Source organism: Nocardioides sp. S5-5, from assembly GCF_054954065.1.
The window spans coordinates 4,932,196-4,948,367 of sequence record NZ_CP199913.1; the positions used below are offsets into that span (position 1 = coordinate 4,932,196).

The window sequence follows — 16,172 nt, forward strand, 5'->3', positions numbered from 1 at the left end:
GTCTCGGGGAAGGAAGGAGGAGTAGGCCCAAAACTAACGGCGTGGCCGGCCCCGAGGGGACCGGCCACGCCGTCGTACGTCGATCAGGTCAGCTCGGGATGACGTTGAGGGCCACCGCGGCGGACACCTCGTCGTGGAGCTTGACCGACACCGCGTGGTTGCCCAGCGACTTGATCGGGTTGCCGAGGACGATGGTCCGCTTGTCGATCGCCTCGCCGGCGGCCTCGCCGAGAGCGGCGGCGATGTCGGCGGGGGTGACCGCGCCGAACAGGCGGCCGCCCTGGCCGGCCTTGACCTTGACGTCGACCGGCGAGCCCTCGAGCTTGGCCTTCAGCTCGGCGGCGTGGGCCTCGTCGCGGACGGCGCGCGCCGCACGGGCGTTCTTGATCGAGTCGGCCTGCGCCTGGGCACCCCGGGTCCACCGGATGCCGAAGCCGCGGGGGATGAGGTAGTTGCGGCCGTAGCCGTCCTTGACCTCCACCACGTCGCCAGCAGCGCCGAGGTTCTCGACCTCCTGGGTCAGGATGATCTTCATGAGTTCAGCTCTCCTTCTCTGACTCTGCTCAGCGACCGGCGGAGGTGTAGGGCAGCAGCGCGACCTCGCGGGCGTTCTTCACCGCGATCGCGACGTCCCGCTGGTGCTGGACGCAGTTGCCGGTCACCCGACGGGCGCGGATCTTGCCGCGGTCGGAGATGAACTTCTTCAGAAGGGCGGTGTCCTTGTAGTCGACACCGGTGGCCTTCTCCTTGCAGAACTGGCAAACCTTCTTCTTCGGCTTGCGGACGACTGCCTTCGCCATTGTGGTGCTCCTCCTCAGAGCCCGGCCGCGTCAGTCAGAAAGCGGCCGGAATGGTTGGGTTGTGATGCTGGTCAGAACGGGGGCTCGTCGCTCGACGCGACGCCCGGCGCGGCCCACGGGTCGTTGGCCGGGGCGCCGCCCCCGTAGTTGGAACCGCCACCCTGGTTGCCGCCACCGGCCGGGGCGCTGCCCCACGGGTCCTGACCCGCGGGACGGCCACCGCCACCCTGGTTGCCGCCACCCTGGTTGCCGCCGTAGCCGCCGCCACCGCCGGAGCGGCTCGCGCGGGTGACCTTGGCGGTCGCCCAGGTGAGCGACGGGCCGATCTCGTCGACCTGCAGCTCGTTGACGGTGCGCTTCTCGCCCTCGCGGGTCTCGTAGGAGCGCGACACCAGACGGCCCTGCACGACGACGCGCATGCCCTTCTGGAGGGACTCGGCGACGTTCTCCGCGACCTGGCGCCAGACCGAGCAGCGCAGGAACAGGGTCTCCCCGTCCTTCCACTCGTTGGTCTGTCGGTCGAAGGAGCGCGGCGTCGAGGCCACCGTGAAGTTGGCGACAGCCGCGCCCGACGGGGTGAAGCGAAGCTCCGGGTCGTCGGTGAGGTTGCCGATGACGGTGATGACGGTGTCGCCAGCCATGGTGGTCTCCTGTGCGGTGGGGTTCGAGTGGCCCGCCCGGGATCAGTCCCGGGCAACGGACCCCATGGTGTCCCGTGGCTCCGACAATGAACAGTCGGCTTCCACAAGCTGGGGTCCGGGCTGCCTCAGACGGTGGGTCGCAGGACCTTGGTCCGCAGGACGGACTCGTTGAGGGTCAGCTGGCGGTCGAGCTCGTCGACGGTCGCCGGAGCGGCACTCAGCTTGATGATCGCGTAGATGCCCTCGGCGTTCTTCTTGATCTCGTACGCCAGGCGACGCTTGCCCCACACGTCGACGTTCTCGACGGTGCCGCCGTCGTTGCGGACGACGTTCAGGTACTTGTCGAGCGACGGCTGAACCGTCCGCTCGTCGAGGCTCGGGTCGAGGATGACCACGACTTCGTAGTTGCGCAAAGCGGTCTCCACCTCCTCTGGACTCAGGCGGCCGCGGACTTTCCACGGCAGGAGGGCCTTGCTTGCCTGCTGGTTCGGCCCAGCAGGCGGTACGGCGCCAGCGGCACCGGACGGGACAGGCTAACAGCGCCCGTCCGCCCGGGCCGAATCCCGCCGTCCTATCCGAAGATCACCGGGTTCTGGATCTGGGTGCCGTCGATGTCCAGCACCGCGATCGCACCCACCAGCCCCGCCGGCACGTCGAGCGACACCGCCGCGCAGACGTCGTCCGAGCCGAGGTTCCACGAGCCGTCGAGCGAGCCGAGCAGCTCGCCCTCGGGGTTGTAGAGCTCGATGGCGAACGGCGTGCCGTCGGGCAGCCCGGTCACGGCGAAGTGCGCGTACAGCGTCGCCGGGAGGCTCACCCCGTCGAGCACCTGCGGCGCGTCGAGGGTGCTGGTGGCCGAGCAGTCGCTGTTGCCGTCGGTGGTCCAGCCCGCGGGGGAGGCGGTGGCCTGACCCATCGGATCTGCCGGAGGCTCCGGCACGTCGTCGAGGTACGGCGACACGTAGTCCGGGTCGCCCCCCTTCTTGGCGATCTCGACGATGTCGGAGGTCAGGTTGACCGGCCGGATCCGCGCGGAGCCGCCGGTGAACGCGCCGCCCTCGCCGCTGTCGCCGACCGTGGACTCGGTGACGACGGCGCTGTTGATGCCGACCAGCTCGCCCTCGTCGTTGATCGAGGCGCCGCCGGAGTTGCCGGAGCCGATCCGGATGTCGCTGTCGATCCAGGCCCGGTTGCCGGGGACCGCGGCCTCCTTGAGGAAGGTGGACACGACGCCCCGGGTCACGGTCAGCGCCCGGTCCAGGCCGTCGTCGGAGGCGACGTGCGCGACCGCGGGGAAGCCGAGCGCGGTCAGCTCGTCGCCGGTGCGCAGCTCGTCGCTGTCGCCGAGCGGGACCGGCGGCGGCAGGTCGAGGTCCCCGTCGTCGATCTTCTTGCCGTCGGCGGCGGCGGTGATCTTGAGGACCGCGAGGTCGAGGACGCCGTCGGCGACGATCGCCTCGGCGGAGTACGACGGCGCGGCCGGCTTGTCGTCCTCGGCCGAGGTGAGCGCGACCAGCAGGCCGGCCGGGTCGTCCTCGCCGCCCCGCTGGCCGGGGGCGCTCGGCTTGCCGACGTGGGCGTTGGTCAGGATCAGCCCGTCCTCGCTGATGATCGTGCCGGAGCCGGTGTAGATCGGGTCGCCGCTGTCGTCGACGGCGATGATGAGGACGCTGGCGAGCTTGGCCCGGTCCAGCTCCTCGGTGCTCAGGCCGGGGTCGGCCGCCGGCCCGGGGCCCTTGCCCGGGTCGTCGTCGCCGAGCAGCACCGCGGCCGCGACGCCACCGCCGACGAGGACCAGCGCCGCGACGACGCCGCCGACGAGGGCGGCGGTGCGCCTGCGCTTCTTCTTCGCGATCGACTTCTGCGCGACGCCGGTCGCGACGATCTGGACCACCTCGACCTCGGCGCCCGCGGTGGGGTGGCCGAGCATCAGCGTGGTCGGGTCCTCGAGCTTGCGCTGAGTGACCCGGTCGTCGGCGAGGAAGGTGCCGGCACTCGACCGGTCGACGTACCACCAGCCGTCGGGACGGCCCTCGACCACGCCGTGCAGCCGGGAGACCGACGGGTCGTCGACGACGACCTCGCTGGCGGGGTCGCGGCCGATCCGGACCACGACGCCCGGCGGGAACCGCTTCGAGACGCCGCCGACCCGCACCAGCAGGCCGGGGCCGCTGACGTAGCCGGGACCGGCCGGGCCGGTGCCGGGCAGGACCGTCTGGGCCAGGCCCGCGGGCGGCAGCATCGCCGGGTCGGGGGCGGCCGGACGGGCGACGCCGGCGGGGGTCAGCACGACCTCCTCGCCGTTCGCGCCGCCGAACCGCACGCTGGTCGGGGCGCTCAGCCGGACCTCGGTCACCCGGGCGCCGTTGAGGAAGGTGCCGCCGCTCGAGCCGACGTCGACGAGGACCCAGCCGGAGCCGTCCGAGCGCAGCTGGGCATGCTGACGGGACGCGGAAGGCGCCGTGAGAACGATGTCGGAGCCGGTGTCGCGCCCGATGCTGACGACGCGCGGCTCCTCGAACGACCAGGTACGGCCGCCCGCGGAGACGTGAAGGGTGGTCACGCGAGGAAGGTAGTGCCCCGGCGCCGGATCCACGAGTGTCTGCGCCGATGGATACGGTGGCGGATATGAGCGAGCTGCGCATCGGAGCCCACGTCGACCAGACCGACCCGGTCGCCGAGGCGGCCGCGCGCAACGCCCCGTTGGTGCAGTTCTTCCTCGGCAACCCACAGTCCTACAAGGGCCCCGTCCTGTCGTACGACGGCGGCCCGGCCGCCCTGCGCGCGGCCGCCGAGGAGGCCGGTGTCGACCTGTACGTCCACGCGCCCTACCTGATCAACGTCGCGACCACGAACAACCGCCAGCGGATCCCCAGCCGCAAGCTGCTGCAGCAGCACATGGACGCCGCCGCCGAGCTCGGCGCCAAGGGATTGATCGTCCACGGCGGCCACGTGACCGACGACGACGATCCGGAGAAGGGCTTCGACAACTGGCGCAAGGCCATCGAGGCCACCGACATCAAGGTTCCGCTGCTCATCGAGAACACCGCCGGCGGCACCAACGCGATGACCCGCTACCTGGAGCGGATCAAGGGCACCTGGGACGCGATCGCCTCCGCCGAGGGCGCCGAGATGGTCGGCTTCTGTCTCGACACCTGCCACGCCCACGCCGGCGGCAACGCGCTGGAGACGATCGTCGACGACATCCTCGCGATCACCGGCCGGATCGACCTGGTCCACGCCAACGACAGCCGCGACGCGTTCGACTCCGGCGCCGACCGCCACGCCAACTTCGGCGCCGGCCAGATCGACCCCGACCTGCTGGCCCAGGTGGTCCGCGACGCCGGCGCGCCGGTGGTGTGCGAGACGCCCGGCGGTGCCGCCGAGCACGTCGCCGACTTCACCTGGCTGCGCGAGCGGCTCTGATCCCGGGGGGCCGGTTTCTCAAGGGATGCAGACGAAGCGACACTTCCCCGCTCATATTTGAATGGGGGAGCGCAGGCTCGGCTGCATCCCTTGAGAAACCGCCGGCCCGCTAGCCTGACCGCATGCCCAGCGTGCGCCCGATCAGCCCGACCGAGCACCGCGACCACCTCGCCACGCTGCCGTCGGCGAGCTTCCTGCAGACGCCCGGCTGGGCGCAGGTGAAGAGCGAGTGGCGCAGTGAGTCGCTCGGCTGGTTCGACGACACCGGCGCGCAGGTGGGCGTCGCGCTGGTGCTCTACCGCAAGCTGCCGAAGCTCAACCGCTACCTCGCCTACCTGCCCGAGGGCCCGGTGATCGACTGGGGCGGCGACGATCTCGGCGGCTGGCTCGACCCGATGGTGCGCCACCTCAAGAAGCAGGGGGCGTTCGCCGTGCGGATCGGGCCGCCGGTGGTCACCCGGCGCTGGACGACGGCGCAGGTCAAGGACGGCATCGCCGACCCGGCGGTCCGCCTCCTCGGTCAGATCCCGCCCGCCGAGCGCACGGCGGCCGGCGCCCGCGTGGTCGCGCAGCTGCACGAGCTCGGCTGGCGCCACCAGGGCGTCGAGGGCGGGTTCGCGGCCGGGCAGCCGCAGTTCGTCTTCCAGATCCCGCTCCGCGCCGCCGACGGCACCCAGCGCACCGAGGACGACGTCCTCAAGGGCATGAACCAGCTCTGGCGCCGCAACATCAAGAAGGCCGCCAAGGAGGGCGTCGAGGTCGCCCGCGGCACCCGCGAGGACCTGTTGGCCTTCCACGAGCTCTACGTCCATACCGCCGAGCGCGACCACTTCACCCCGCGCCCGCTGCGCTACTTCGAGACCATGTACGACGCGCTGCGGGCCGACGGCGAGGAGCGGTTCACCCTCTGGCTGGCCAGCCACGACGGCGACCTGGTGGCCTCCACGATCGCGATCCTGGTGGGCGAGCACGCCTGGTACTCCTACGGTGCCTCCTCCACCGAGAAGCGCGAGGTCCGCGGCTCCAACGCGATCCAGTGGGCGATGATCCGCGACGCGATCGCCGCGCAGGCCGCGGTCTACGACCTGCGCGGCATCACCGAGACCCTCGACGCCGAGGACGCCCACGTCGGCCTGATCCAGTTCAAGGTCGGCACCGGCGGCGAGGCGGTCGAGTGTGCCGGCGAGTGGGACCTGCCGGTCAACCGGGCGCTCTACAAGGCGTTCCAGCTCTACCTGCAGCGGAGGGGCTCGTGAGTCTCACGCTCACCGTCGACGGTCCGCGCTGGCGCGCCCACCTGGAGCAGGTGGCCGCGACCCACGCCGGGCTGGTCCCGGTCGCCAAGGGCAACGGCTACGGCTTCACCCTGGGCCGGCTGGCGCGCAAGACGCAGTGGCTGGCCGAGCGCGGCCACGACGTGCGCACCCTCGCCGTCGGCACGTACGACGAGCTGCCGGAGGTCGCCCAGCGCTGGCACGGCGACCTGCTGGTGCTCACCCCCTGGCGCCCGTGGGTGCCGCTGCCCGACGCCGCCACCGGTCGCCGCCTGGTCCACACCGTCAGCCGGCTGGCCGACCTGCGCGACCTGCTGCACGCCGACCCGGCCGCGCGGGTCGTGGTGGAGCGGATGACCTCGATGCGCCGCCACGGCATGGCCGCCCGCGAGCTGTGGGAGGCCGGCGACCTGCTCCGCAAGCACCCCGGCGCCCGGGTCGAGGGCCTGGCCCTGCACCTGCCGCTCGGCCAGGGCACCCACCTCGGCGAGGTGACCCGGCTGGTCAACGACTTCGTCGCCGCCGAGGTCCCCACCCGCGGCACCCCGCAGGTCTGGGTCAGCCACCTGACCGACGCCGAGCTGGCCACCCTGCGCACCCAGTACGGCGACTTCACGCTCCGCCCCCGGATCGGCACCGGCCTGTGGCTCGGCGACCGCGGCGCGCTGCGGGTGACCGCGACCGTGCTCGACGTGCATCCCGTCGAGCGGGGCGACGCGTTCGGCTACCGCGGCCGGACCGCCCCGAAGTCGGGGCACGTGCTGGTCGTCAGCGGCGGCACCGCCCACGGCATCGGCCTCGAGGCGCCGACCGGCGAGCAGTCGATCAAGGCACGCGCGGCGACCCTGGCCCGCGGCGGGCTCGACGCGGTCGGGTTCGTGCGCTCGCCGTACGCCATCGACGCCAAGCTGCGGCTGTTCGCCGAACCGCCGCACATGCAGGCCTCGATGCTCTTCTTGCCCCACGGCGCGCGGGTGCCGGAGGTCGGCGAGGACGTCGACGTCCGGGTCCGCTACACCGCCACCGCGTTCGACCGGGTGGTCGTCGCCGGCTGAGCCGGCAGTCCCGGCGCGATCCGCTCGAGCGCGACCGGGTCGTGGTCGGGGCGGTAGAGGTCGCGCACGATCACGGCGGCGAGGTAGAGTTCGCCGAGCACCCGCACCACGATGCCGACCCAGTAGAACCCGGCATCGCCGCCGCCGGCCGGGGCGAGGTAGCCGCCGAGGTACCACCAGACCGTGCAGAAGTAGAAGACCTCGCTCGCCTGCCACACGATCTGGTCGCGCCAGCGCGGCCGGGCGAGGACCGCGAGCGGGAGCAGCCACAGCACGTACTGCGGCGAGTACACCTTGTTGACAACCAGGAAACCGACCACGATCAGGTAGCCCAGCTGGGCCAGGCGCGGCACCCGGTCGATGCTCGCCGAGCGCCGCCCCGCGGTCATCCCGATCACGAGCACCCCGACGCACCACGCTCCGAACAGCGCCCACGACCACACGTTGATCGAGTGCGCGGAGATCCCGAGGTCGCCGGCCTGGTCGACCAGCAGCCACAGCGAGCCGAGGTCGGCCTTCCTCTCGGCGTTGAACGACCAGAACACGTGCCACTGGTCCGGACCGGAGAGGTACGCCGGCGCGTTCGCCACCACCCAGGCGACCACCGCCCACAGCGCGACCACCACGAACCGGCCCGCTCGCCGCTGGCGCAGGCAGATCACCAGCAGCCCGCCGAGCAGGAACAGCGGGTACAGCTTGGCCGCGGTGCCGAGGCCGATCAGCACGCCGGTCAGCACCGGCCGGTCCCGCGACCAGGCCCACAGCGCGCCCGCCACCAGCGCGACCGCGAGCAGGTCCCAGTTGATCAGTCCGGTCAGCAGCAACACGGGGGAGAGGGCGAAGGCCGCCGCGTCCCAGGGTCGAGCGCGATGGACCCCGGCCAGCAGCCAGGTCGCCAGCAGCGCGAGCGCGGCGAAGCCGACGGCGTTGACCAGCAAGAAGACGTGGGTCTCGTCTTGGACCTCCGGGTCGCCGTACAGGTCCGAGACGGGCTCCTTGTAGCGCGCGCTGACATCGGGGGAGCCGTTGAGCCAGTGCGTGATCCACGCCGTGCCCCAGGCCCAGTAGGCGATGCCGACCGGGTACTCCATCACGTCGTAGCGGGCCCGGGTCTGCGCGTCGTCGGAGTAGGGCCAGGCGTGCTCGGCCAGCCCCCGCGGCACGTACAGCGGCTCGAGGTCGGTGTAGCACATGTGGGAGTACGTCCAGTTCTGGTCGTGTCCCTGCGCCAGCGAGCACGGCGCCTTCTGGACCAGGCCCGCCGCGAACACCACGGCGGTGAGCAGCAGCAGCACCCGCGCCGGCGTCCACCACCGGTGCGGCCGTGCGTGCTCGCCCATCGGGCCACCGACGACCTCGCTCAGCGCCGTGACCACCGCGTCGTCACGGGTCGGGTGGACGTGGGTCACGCTCAGCGCCGCACGCGGGGCCGGTTGCCGGTCCCGTTGCCCCCGAGGATCGGGCCGCCGGTCGCGGTGGCCGTCGGCGTCGTCGGCGGAGGCGTGGTCGGGGGCGCCTCGGTCAGCGGCGGCGGGACCTCGGTCGTCACCGGCGGAGGCGGCGGCTGCTCCGACTCCTTGGTCTTGATCGACTTGGGCTCCTTGGGCTTCTTCGGCTTCTTCGGCGGCGGCGGGGGCGGCACGTACTCGTGGCCGTCGCTCGGCGCCTCGCCCTTGACGTACGCCGCCGGCGGCAGGTCCTCGACGTCCTCGCCGTCGAGGGCGCGGGTCATCACCGCGGTCCAGGTCTTGGCGGGATAGGCGCCACCGAAGTACGACGGCAGCCAGTCCTTGAGCTCCTCGTTGCCCTTGCCGCGCACGTACATCACCGCGGTCGCCAGCTGCGGGGTGTAGCCCACGAACCAGGCCGAGGAGACCTCGCCGTTGCCGTTGGTGGCCGTGCCGGTCTTGCCGCCGGCCGGCCGGTGCAGGCTGAGCGCGGCCGTACCGGAGCCGGCCTTGACGACCTGCTGCAGGGCGTAGCCCACGTCGTCGGCGATGCCCTCGGGGACCGCGTCGTGGGTGGCGAGCTTGTGGTCGAAGCGCACGACGCCGTCGCGGTCGACGACCTTCTCGATGATGTAGGCCTCGGCGGCCACCCCGCGGTTGGCGATGGTCGCGTAGCCGTTGGCCATGTTGATCGGGCTCACCGTCTGCGAGCCCAGCGAGACGCCGGTGTTCGGCTGCAGGCCGGGGCTCGACGTCGGGATGCCGTACGCCGGCGTGGCCGCCTCGGCCGGCGGGATGCCCATGGCGTTGGCCGTGGCGATGATCTGGCTCGGCCCGTCGGGCATCGCCAGCGTCATGTCGATGAAGGCGGTGTTGATCGAGTCCTCGGTGGCCTTGATCAGGTTGACCCGGCCGTAGCTGTGGTTGCCCTGGTTCTCGATCGGCCGCCCGCCACCCGGCAGGTCGTAGGGCGAGTTGCCGTCGAAGGTGTCCTTGAGCTCGAAGCCGGACTCGATCGCCGAGGCCAGCGCGAACGGCTTGAACGTCGAGCCGGCCTGCCCGCCGGAGACCGCCCAGTTGATCTGCGACTGGAGGTAGTCCTGGCCGGCGTAGAAGCCGCGCACCGCGCCGGTGCCGGGCTCGACCGAGGCCACCGCGACGTGCAGCTGCTGGGGGCCGAAGCCCTCCGGCCGCTGCTCGGCGACGCCCTCGGCGGCCGCGGCCATCGCCTTCTTGGTGAAGGTGGTGGTGACCCGCAGGCCGCCGCCGTTGATCTCCTGCTCGCTGAAGCCGAGCCGGATCAGCTCCTTGCGGACCATCGTCAGCGCGTGGCCGCGCTGGCCGCCGTACTGCGCGCTCTGCTTGATCTGCGGGAACTTCGGCAGCGCCTCGCGCGCCTGGGAGACCTCGCCCGCCGAGGCGGTGCCCATCTTGACCATGGAGTCGAGCACGTACTGGTAGCGGCCGAGCAGCCGCCGGGCGACGTCGTCGCCGTCCTCGGGGTCGAGCCCGTTGGGGTTGTTGAGGATCGCGGCCAGGGCGGCGGACTGCTTGAGGTTGAGATCCGCGGCGTTCTTGCCGAAGTACGCCTGCGCCGCCGCCTGGATGCCGTAGGCGCCGCGGCCGAAGTAGATGGTGTTGAGGTAGCCCTCGAGCACCTCCTGCTTGCTCAGCTGGTTCTTCACCTTGAGCGAGAGGATCGCTTCCTTGAGCTTGCGCTTCCAGGTGCGCTCCTGGGTGAGGTACAGGATCTTGACGTACTGCTGGGTGATCGTCGAGGCGCCCTGGGTCGCGTTGCCCTGGGCGTTGCTGAACGCCGCGCGCAGGATGCCCTTGGGGTCGAGGCCGTTGTCGGTCCAGAAGGTCTGGTTCTCGGCCGCGACGGTCGCGTCCTTCATGGTCTGCGGCATCTCGTCGTAGTCGATCGAGTCACGCTTCTGCACGGCGAACTGACCGAGCTTGCCCTTGCCGTCGGCGTAGAGGACCTGGGTGGTCTCGGTGAGGTAGTCGGCGTTCGGGTCGGGGATGTCGATCGAGCGGTAGGCGACGAAGAGGCCGGCGGCACCCAGCAGGGCCATCGCCACGCAGGCGATGAGACCCCAGATGGTGTACCGCTTGAGCCGCTGCTTCCAGGTCCGCGGCGTGCGGTCCTTCGGGCGCGACTTCGACCGCTTGGTCGCCGCTGCGGACTTCCGTTTTCCCTGAACCACGCAGGACAGGGTACGGCGCGGTGCTCAGCCGACCGATTTCCGAGTGATCTGCCCGCGCAGCACGGCCAGGGCCCGCGACGACCGGCTCTTGACCGTGCCCTCTCCACGTGGCGAGGGCGGGATCGGTTGCTCGACACTCCCGATCCATCGAAAGTGTACGTCCCGCGGATATATCGCTACGATAGGTCGCATGGCACGGCGCGGGGACACCATCGAGCTCGCAGTCCTCGGACTGCTGCACGAGGGACCCATGCACGGCTACGAGCTGCGCAAGCGGCTCAACCTGATGCTGGGCTGGGGCCGGCTGCTGTCGTACGGCTCGCTCTACCCCGCGCTGAAGAAGATGCTCCGTGGCAACCTCATCGAGGAGACCGTGCCCTCGGGTCCCCAGACCCGTCGGCAGCGGATCGTCTACCAGGTGACCGACCTGGGCACCGAGGAGTTCTCCCGCCTGATGTCGGAGGTGGGTCCGACCGCGTGGGAGGACGACAACTTCGACATCCGGTTCCGGTTCTTCTCCTCCACCGACATGGAGATCCGGCTGCGCGTCCTCGAGGGACGCCGCTCCCGGCTCCAGGAGCGGCTCGACCGCGTCCAGCGCGAGCTGGCGATGACGCAGGCCGAGGCCGACCGGTACGCCGCCGAGCTGCAGCGCCACGGGGTGGAGTCGGTCGAGCGTGAGGTCCGGTGGCTCTCGGAGCTCATCAACGCCGAGCGCAGCGGACAGCAGGCACCACCCGGACCGGAGACGCCGACCCCAGCAGCACCGTCGACGCCGTCCTGACCGGTCGCGCACCACGGAACAGGTCAGCACCTGATCATTCACGAGATGTCATGAGTAGCAAGGAAGGAAACCCCATGGGTTCGGTTCGAGTAGCGATCGCCGGCGTGGGCAACTGCGCCACGTCCCTCATCCAGGGCGTGCAGTACTACCGGGGCGCCGATGCCGCGAGCACCGTCCCGGGGCTCATGCACGTCCAGTTCGGCGACTACCACGTCAGCGACGTCCAGTTCGTCGCCGCGTTCGACGTCGACGACAAGAAGGTCGGCAAGGACCTCTCCGAGGCCATCAACGCCTCCGAGAACAACACCATCAAGATCGCCGACGTGCCCACGCTCGGTGTCGAGGTCCAGCGCGGCCCGACCCTCGACGGCCTCGGCAAGTACTACCGGATGACCATCGAGGAGTCCGGCGCCGAGCCGGTCGACGTCGTGCAGGCGCTCAAGGACGCCGAGGTCGACGTGCTCGTCTCCTACCTCCCGGTGGGCTCCGAGGAGGCCGACAAGTTCTACGCCCAGTGCGCGATCGACGCCGGCGTGGCCTTCGTCAACGCCCTCCCCGTCTTCATCGCCTCCGACCCGGTCTGGGCCAAGAAGTTCGAGGACGCCGGCGTCCCGATCGTCGGCGACGACATCAAGTCGCAGGTCGGCGCCACCATCACCCACCGCGTGATGGCGAAGCTGTTCGAGGACCGCGGCGTCGCGCTGGACCGCACCTACCAGCTCAACGTCGGCGGCAACATGGACTTCAAGAACATGCTCGAGCGCGAGCGCCTGGAGTCGAAGAAGGTCTCCAAGACCCAGGCCGTCACGTCGAACCTGACCGGCGAGCTGGCGGGCCTGACCGACAGCAAGAACGTCCACATCGGCCCGTCCGACTACGTCGCGTGGCTCGACGACCGCAAGTGGGCCTACGTCCGCCTCGAGGGTCGCGCCTTCGGTGACGTCCCGCTGAACCTGGAGTACAAGCTCGAGGTCTGGGACTCCCCGAACTCGGCCGGCATCATCATCGACGCCGTCCGCGCCGCCAAGATCGCCAAGGACCGCGGCGTCGGCGGCCCGATCATCCCCGCGTCGGCGTACCTCATGAAGAGCCCGCCGGTGCAGATCGAGGACACCGAGGGTCGCGCCCAGCTCGAGGCTTTCATCAAGGGCGTCTGACGCTCACCGCTCCACCGGCTCCGGCCCGGCTCGCACCCGCGAGCCGGGCCGTTCCGCGTTTCGGGGACCGGTGGGGCGCCTCCCGTCGGCCCATCGGCCGGCTCGGAGCGGGGGCCCCGCCGTCGGCTGACGAGCTGTGCCGCGTGATCGATTGCCCCGCAACGCCGACGGCACCCCGACATCGCCGGCCGGTGGGCCGTCGTCCGGCGCCTGCGGCGCCCCACCAGGCGCGGTCCGCGGAACGACTCAGCAGGCGGGCGGCGGCTGCAGCTGCATCCGGGTCCACACCGCGCGATGGTCGGAGACGGCGGAGTAGAGCACCTCGGCCTGGAGCGGGGTGAACCAGCCGTCGTGGAGGATGAAGTCGATCCGGCTGCCGGGGCGCTCGGCGGGGACGGTGGCGCCCTTGCCGGAGCCGACGGCCCAGGAGTCGCCGAGGCCGGAGCCCTTGAGGATGGCGATCGGACGGGAGTCGGGGCCGGTGTTGAGGTCGCCGCCGAAGAGCTTGGGCAGCGGGTCGGCAGCCATCAGCCGGACGACGGTCCTCGCCTGCACCCGGCGGGCCTTGCGGCCGCGGTGGTCGAAGTGGCTGGCGTAGACGCTGACCGGTACGCCGCCCACGTCCAGCTGGGCGTGCAGCAGCCCGCGCAGCTCCTTGCCGCCGGCCATCGGCAGGTGCGTGTTGGTGGCCGAGGCGATGGGGAACCGGGTCAGGATCGCGTTGCCGCGGGGGCCGGCGCCGGTGTTGCGGGAGTTGCCGCCGTACACGTGGTTGAGGCCGGTCTTGGCGCCGAGGACCGCGGCCTCGTCGAGGTTGTCGCTGACCGGACGGCCCTTGTCGACCTCCTGCATCACGACGACGTCCGGCTCCCAGCCGCGGATCTCCTCGGCGATCCGGTCCAGCTGGACGCGGCCGCGGTGGTCGGTGCCGAAGTGGATGTTGAAGGTCATCACCGTCAGCTGGACCGGCGCGGGTGTGGGGCAGGTCGGCGAGGGCGTCGGGGTCGGGGTGGGCGGCGGCGGCTCGGTGCGGGTGGGCGTGGCGTCGGAGGACGGCGGCGCCGGCACCGTGGTGACCGGCGTACCGGGACCGCCGCCGGGTGGCTCGGAGTCGTTCTGCAGCAGCAGCGCGACGGCCACGCCGGCCAGGACGAGGAGGACGACCGCCACGGTCGCGATCCTGGTCGCGGCACCGGTGGCGGGGACCGCCTTCGGCCGCGGAGGCTCGGGACGGTCGCTCACGCGCCTATGAGACCAGACGGCCGGTGAGGATCAGGCCCCGGCCTCGGCCTCGGCCTTGATCCGCTCCAGGGTCTGCCGGATGCCGCGGCGCAGCTCGTCGGTGAACGGCTTCTGCCCGCCCAGCACGACCTTGGTCAGCACCATCGAGATCCCGGAGACGCCGTCGGGGGTCTCACGACGCTCGGTCAGCCGGGTGCCGCCGTCGGCGGTCGGCTCGAGCGCGAAGGACCACACGGTCCGGTTCTCGCGGATCCGGAACGCGAAGTCGCCGGGCGTCGAGGCGGACGGCGGCTGGAACCGGATCACCTTGCCGGCGGTCGGCCAGCGCTTGATGCCCTGCTTGTTGAGGTTGCTGAACGTGGCGCCCTGCCTGACGACGCCGCCCTTGACGGTCGACTTCATGACCTGTGGGCTCCACTTGGACATCGCCGGGATGTCGGTGACCAGGCTCCACACCTTCTCGGCGGGAGCGGAGATCTCGATGGTGTCCTCGAGGAGCTTCTCGTAGGTGTCGGCCATGGCGGTGCCTTCCGTGGGAGCAGGGCGGTTCTGGGCAACCTACCCGCTGGTAGCGTACCGTCGGTACGTGACCCCGGTCACAGGCTCAGCCCCGCGCGGCCCACCACTCCCGCAGCGCGGCGGTCGCGGCCTCCTCCGACATCGGGCCGTTGTCGAGGCGCAGCTCGAGCAGGAACCGGTACGCCTCGCCCACGTCGCGCCCGGGCCCGATCCCGAGCAGGCCCATGATCTGGTTGCCGTCGAGGTCGGGCCGGATCGAGGCCAGCTCCTCCTCAGCGGAGAGCCGGTCGATGCGGGCCTCCAGGTCGTCATAGGTACGCCGCAGCCGGTCCGCCTTCTTCTTGTTGCGGGTCGTGCAGTCCGCCCGGGTGAGCACGTGCAGCCGCTCGAGCTGGGCGCCGGCGTCGCGGACGTAGCGGCGCACGGCGGAGTCGGTCCACTCACCGGAGCCGTAGCCGTGGAAGCGCAGGTGCAGCTCGACCAGCTCGCCGACGGCGTCGATCTGGTCGTTGCTGAACTTGAGCGCCTTCATCCGCTTGCGGGTCAGCTTGGCGCCGACGACGTCGTGGTGGTGGAAGGTGACCACGCCGTCGTCCTGGAAGCGGCGGGTCTTCGGCTTGCCGACGTCGTGCATGAGGGCGGCGAAGCGGGACACGAAGTCCGGTCCCTCCGGCAGACCCGCCCGCGAGGTGAGCCGCGACTCGAGGTCGATCGCCTGCTCCAGCACCGTGAGGGTGTGCTCGTAGACGTCCTTGTGGCGGTGGTGCTCGTCGCGCTCCAGCTTGAGCGCCGGCAGCTCCGGCAGCACCCGGTCGGCGAGGCCGGTCTCGACGAGGAGCGAGAGCCCCAGGCGGGGGTACGGCGCGCAGATCAGCTTCACCAGCTCGTCGCGGACCCGCTCGGCGGAGATGATCTGGATCCGGTCGGCCATCTCCGTCATCGCCCGCACGACCGACGGGTCGACCGAGAAGCCGAGCTGGGCGGCGAAGCGCGCTGCCCGCATCATCCGCAGCGGATCGTCGGAGAAGGACTGCTCGGGAGTGCCCGGAGTGCGGATCAGCCGGTGCGCGAGGTCCATCACGCCGCCGTGCGGGTCCTCGAGCTCGCGCCCCGGCAGCCGCACCGCCATCGCGTTGACGGTGAAGTCACGCCGGGCGAGGTCGCCGGCCAGGCTGTCGCCGTACCGCACCTCGGGCTTGCGGGAGTCGGGGTCGTAGGCCTCGGAGCGGTAGGTCGTGACCTCGACCACCCACTCGCCCTTGCGGCAGCCGATGGTGCCGAAGTCGCGGCCCATGTCCCACCACGCGTCGCCCCAGGCCTTGAGGATCCGGTCCGTCTGCTCGGGACGGGCCGAGGTGGTGAAGTCGAGGTCGTTGGACCGGCGCCCGAGCATCGCGTCGCGCACCGGCCCGCCGACCAGGGCCAGCTCGTGGCCCGCGGCGGCGAACAGCGCACCGAGTTCGTCGATCACCGGCGCGATCCGGTCCAGCTCGGCGGCGACCGCGGCTTGGACGTCGACCAGCCGCAGTGGGGCGCCGACGGGTGTCTGGTCGGGGGTGTCGGTCACGGGCGGAGAGTCTAGGAGAGAGGTCTCCCGACGCCCTACTACCCTCGGT

The 16,172-nt window shown here is 71.4% G+C and carries 15 protein-coding genes; 5 read left to right on the plus strand and 10 right to left on the minus strand.

Annotated features, from left to right (window positions below):
- Positions 1–88: 88 nt before the first annotated feature.
- The 5 genes from rplI to ACUP6Y_RS23915 form a co-directional block, all read right to left on the minus strand.
- A complete protein-coding gene (rplI, locus tag ACUP6Y_RS23895; RefSeq protein WP_462553501.1) occupies positions 89–535 on the minus strand; it encodes a 50S ribosomal protein L9 in 447 nt (148 codons plus the stop codon).
- Between the two features lie 28 nt (positions 536–563).
- The gene (gene rpsR / locus ACUP6Y_RS23900; protein WP_141796553.1) at positions 564–800 is read right to left on the minus strand and encodes a 30S ribosomal protein S18; all 237 of its coding nucleotides are present in this window, start codon (positions 798–800) and stop codon (positions 564–566) included.
- A 71-nt stretch (positions 801–871) separates the two neighbouring features.
- Positions 872–1,441 carry a single-stranded DNA-binding protein gene (locus tag ACUP6Y_RS23905; protein WP_462553502.1) on the minus strand — a complete coding sequence of 190 codons (570 nt, stop codon included), beginning with the start codon at positions 1,439–1,441 and terminating at the stop codon, positions 872–874.
- A 125-nt stretch (positions 1,442–1,566) separates the two neighbouring features.
- Entirely contained in the window at positions 1,567–1,854 is a 288-nt protein-coding gene (gene rpsF, locus ACUP6Y_RS23910) for a 30S ribosomal protein S6 (protein WP_462553503.1), read from the minus strand.
- 158 nt (positions 1,855–2,012) lie between these two features.
- Positions 2,013–4,004: an FHA domain-containing protein gene (locus ACUP6Y_RS23915; protein WP_462553504.1), complete on the minus strand. Its 1,992-nt coding sequence runs from the start codon at positions 4,002–4,004 to the stop codon at positions 2,013–2,015.
- A 65-nt stretch (positions 4,005–4,069) separates the two neighbouring features.
- Here ACUP6Y_RS23915 and ACUP6Y_RS23920 point away from each other — a divergent pair, with 65 nt between their 5' ends.
- The 3 genes from ACUP6Y_RS23920 to ACUP6Y_RS23930 all read left to right on the plus strand — a co-directional run bounded on the left by ACUP6Y_RS23920 (position 4,070) and on the right by ACUP6Y_RS23930 (position 7,196).
- On the plus strand, positions 4,070–4,867 hold the full coding sequence (locus ACUP6Y_RS23920; protein WP_462553505.1) for a deoxyribonuclease IV: 798 nt from the start codon (positions 4,070–4,072) through the stop codon (positions 4,865–4,867).
- Positions 4,868–4,989: 122 nt separating this feature from the next.
- On the plus strand, positions 4,990–6,123 hold the full coding sequence (locus ACUP6Y_RS23925; protein WP_462553506.1) for a lipid II:glycine glycyltransferase FemX: 1,134 nt from the start codon (positions 4,990–4,992) through the stop codon (positions 6,121–6,123).
- Entirely contained in the window at positions 6,120–7,196 is a 1,077-nt protein-coding gene (locus ACUP6Y_RS23930) for an alanine racemase (RefSeq protein ID WP_462553507.1), read from the plus strand. The genes ACUP6Y_RS23925 and ACUP6Y_RS23930 overlap by 4 nt, the downstream gene beginning before the upstream one ends.
- Here ACUP6Y_RS23930 and ACUP6Y_RS23935 read toward each other — a convergent pair.
- Both ACUP6Y_RS23935 and ACUP6Y_RS23940 read right to left on the minus strand, forming a co-directional pair.
- On the minus strand, positions 7,154–8,605 hold the full coding sequence (locus tag ACUP6Y_RS23935; RefSeq protein ID WP_462553508.1) for a glycosyltransferase family 87 protein: 1,452 nt from the start codon (positions 8,603–8,605) through the stop codon (positions 7,154–7,156). The genes ACUP6Y_RS23930 and ACUP6Y_RS23935 overlap by 43 nt on opposite strands.
- A 2-nt stretch (positions 8,606–8,607) precedes the next feature.
- Positions 8,608–10,854, minus strand: coding sequence for a transglycosylase domain-containing protein (locus tag ACUP6Y_RS23940; RefSeq protein WP_462553509.1), 2,247 nt, complete (start codon positions 10,852–10,854; stop codon positions 8,608–8,610).
- A gap of 190 nt (positions 10,855–11,044) precedes the next feature.
- Between ACUP6Y_RS23940 and ACUP6Y_RS23945 the strand changes: the two genes are divergently transcribed.
- Together ACUP6Y_RS23945 and ACUP6Y_RS23950 are read left to right on the plus strand one after the other, a co-directional pair.
- The gene (locus ACUP6Y_RS23945) at positions 11,045–11,638 is read left to right on the plus strand and encodes a PadR family transcriptional regulator (protein ID WP_462553510.1); all 594 of its coding nucleotides are present in this window, start codon (positions 11,045–11,047) and stop codon (positions 11,636–11,638) included.
- A 74-nt stretch (positions 11,639–11,712) separates the two neighbouring features.
- Complete coding sequence (locus ACUP6Y_RS23950; RefSeq protein ID WP_462553512.1) at positions 11,713–12,795, plus strand: inositol-3-phosphate synthase; 1,083 nt, start codon at positions 11,713–11,715, stop codon at positions 12,793–12,795.
- A 246-nt stretch (positions 12,796–13,041) separates the two neighbouring features.
- Here ACUP6Y_RS23950 and ACUP6Y_RS23955 read toward each other — a convergent pair whose 3' ends face one another.
- The 3 genes from ACUP6Y_RS23955 to ACUP6Y_RS23965 form a co-directional block, all read right to left on the minus strand.
- Entirely contained in the window at positions 13,042–14,037 is a 996-nt protein-coding gene (locus ACUP6Y_RS23955; protein WP_462553513.1) for an endonuclease/exonuclease/phosphatase family protein, read from the minus strand.
- Between the two features lie 30 nt (positions 14,038–14,067).
- Entirely contained in the window at positions 14,068–14,556 is a 489-nt protein-coding gene (locus tag ACUP6Y_RS23960; RefSeq protein WP_462553514.1) for an SRPBCC family protein, read from the minus strand.
- Positions 14,557–14,641: 85 nt separating this feature from the next.
- Entirely contained in the window at positions 14,642–16,084 is a 1,443-nt protein-coding gene (locus ACUP6Y_RS23965; protein WP_462556820.1) for a CCA tRNA nucleotidyltransferase, read from the minus strand.
- Between the last annotated feature and the right edge of the window lie 88 nt (positions 16,085–16,172).

Coding starts and splice junctions, on each gene's coding strand:
- rplI (WP_462553501.1), bottom strand. CDS start 535: ATGAAGATCATCCTGACCCAGGAGGTCGAGAACCTCGGCGCTGCTGGC.
- ACUP6Y_RS23950 (WP_462553512.1), top strand. CDS start 11,713: ATGGGTTCGGTTCGAGTAGCGATCGCCGGCGTGGGCAACTGCGCCACG.
- rpsR (WP_141796553.1), bottom strand. CDS start 800: ATGGCGAAGGCAGTCGTCCGCAAGCCGAAGAAGAAGGTTTGCCAGTTC.
- ACUP6Y_RS23920 (WP_462553505.1), top strand. CDS start 4,070: ATGAGCGAGCTGCGCATCGGAGCCCACGTCGACCAGACCGACCCGGTC.
- ACUP6Y_RS23945 (WP_462553510.1), top strand. CDS start 11,045: ATGGCACGGCGCGGGGACACCATCGAGCTCGCAGTCCTCGGACTGCTG.
- ACUP6Y_RS23925 (WP_462553506.1), top strand. CDS start 4,990: ATGCCCAGCGTGCGCCCGATCAGCCCGACCGAGCACCGCGACCACCTC.
- ACUP6Y_RS23905 (WP_462553502.1), bottom strand. CDS start 1,441: ATGGCTGGCGACACCGTCATCACCGTCATCGGCAACCTCACCGACGAC.
- ACUP6Y_RS23960 (WP_462553514.1), bottom strand. CDS start 14,556: ATGGCCGACACCTACGAGAAGCTCCTCGAGGACACCATCGAGATCTCC.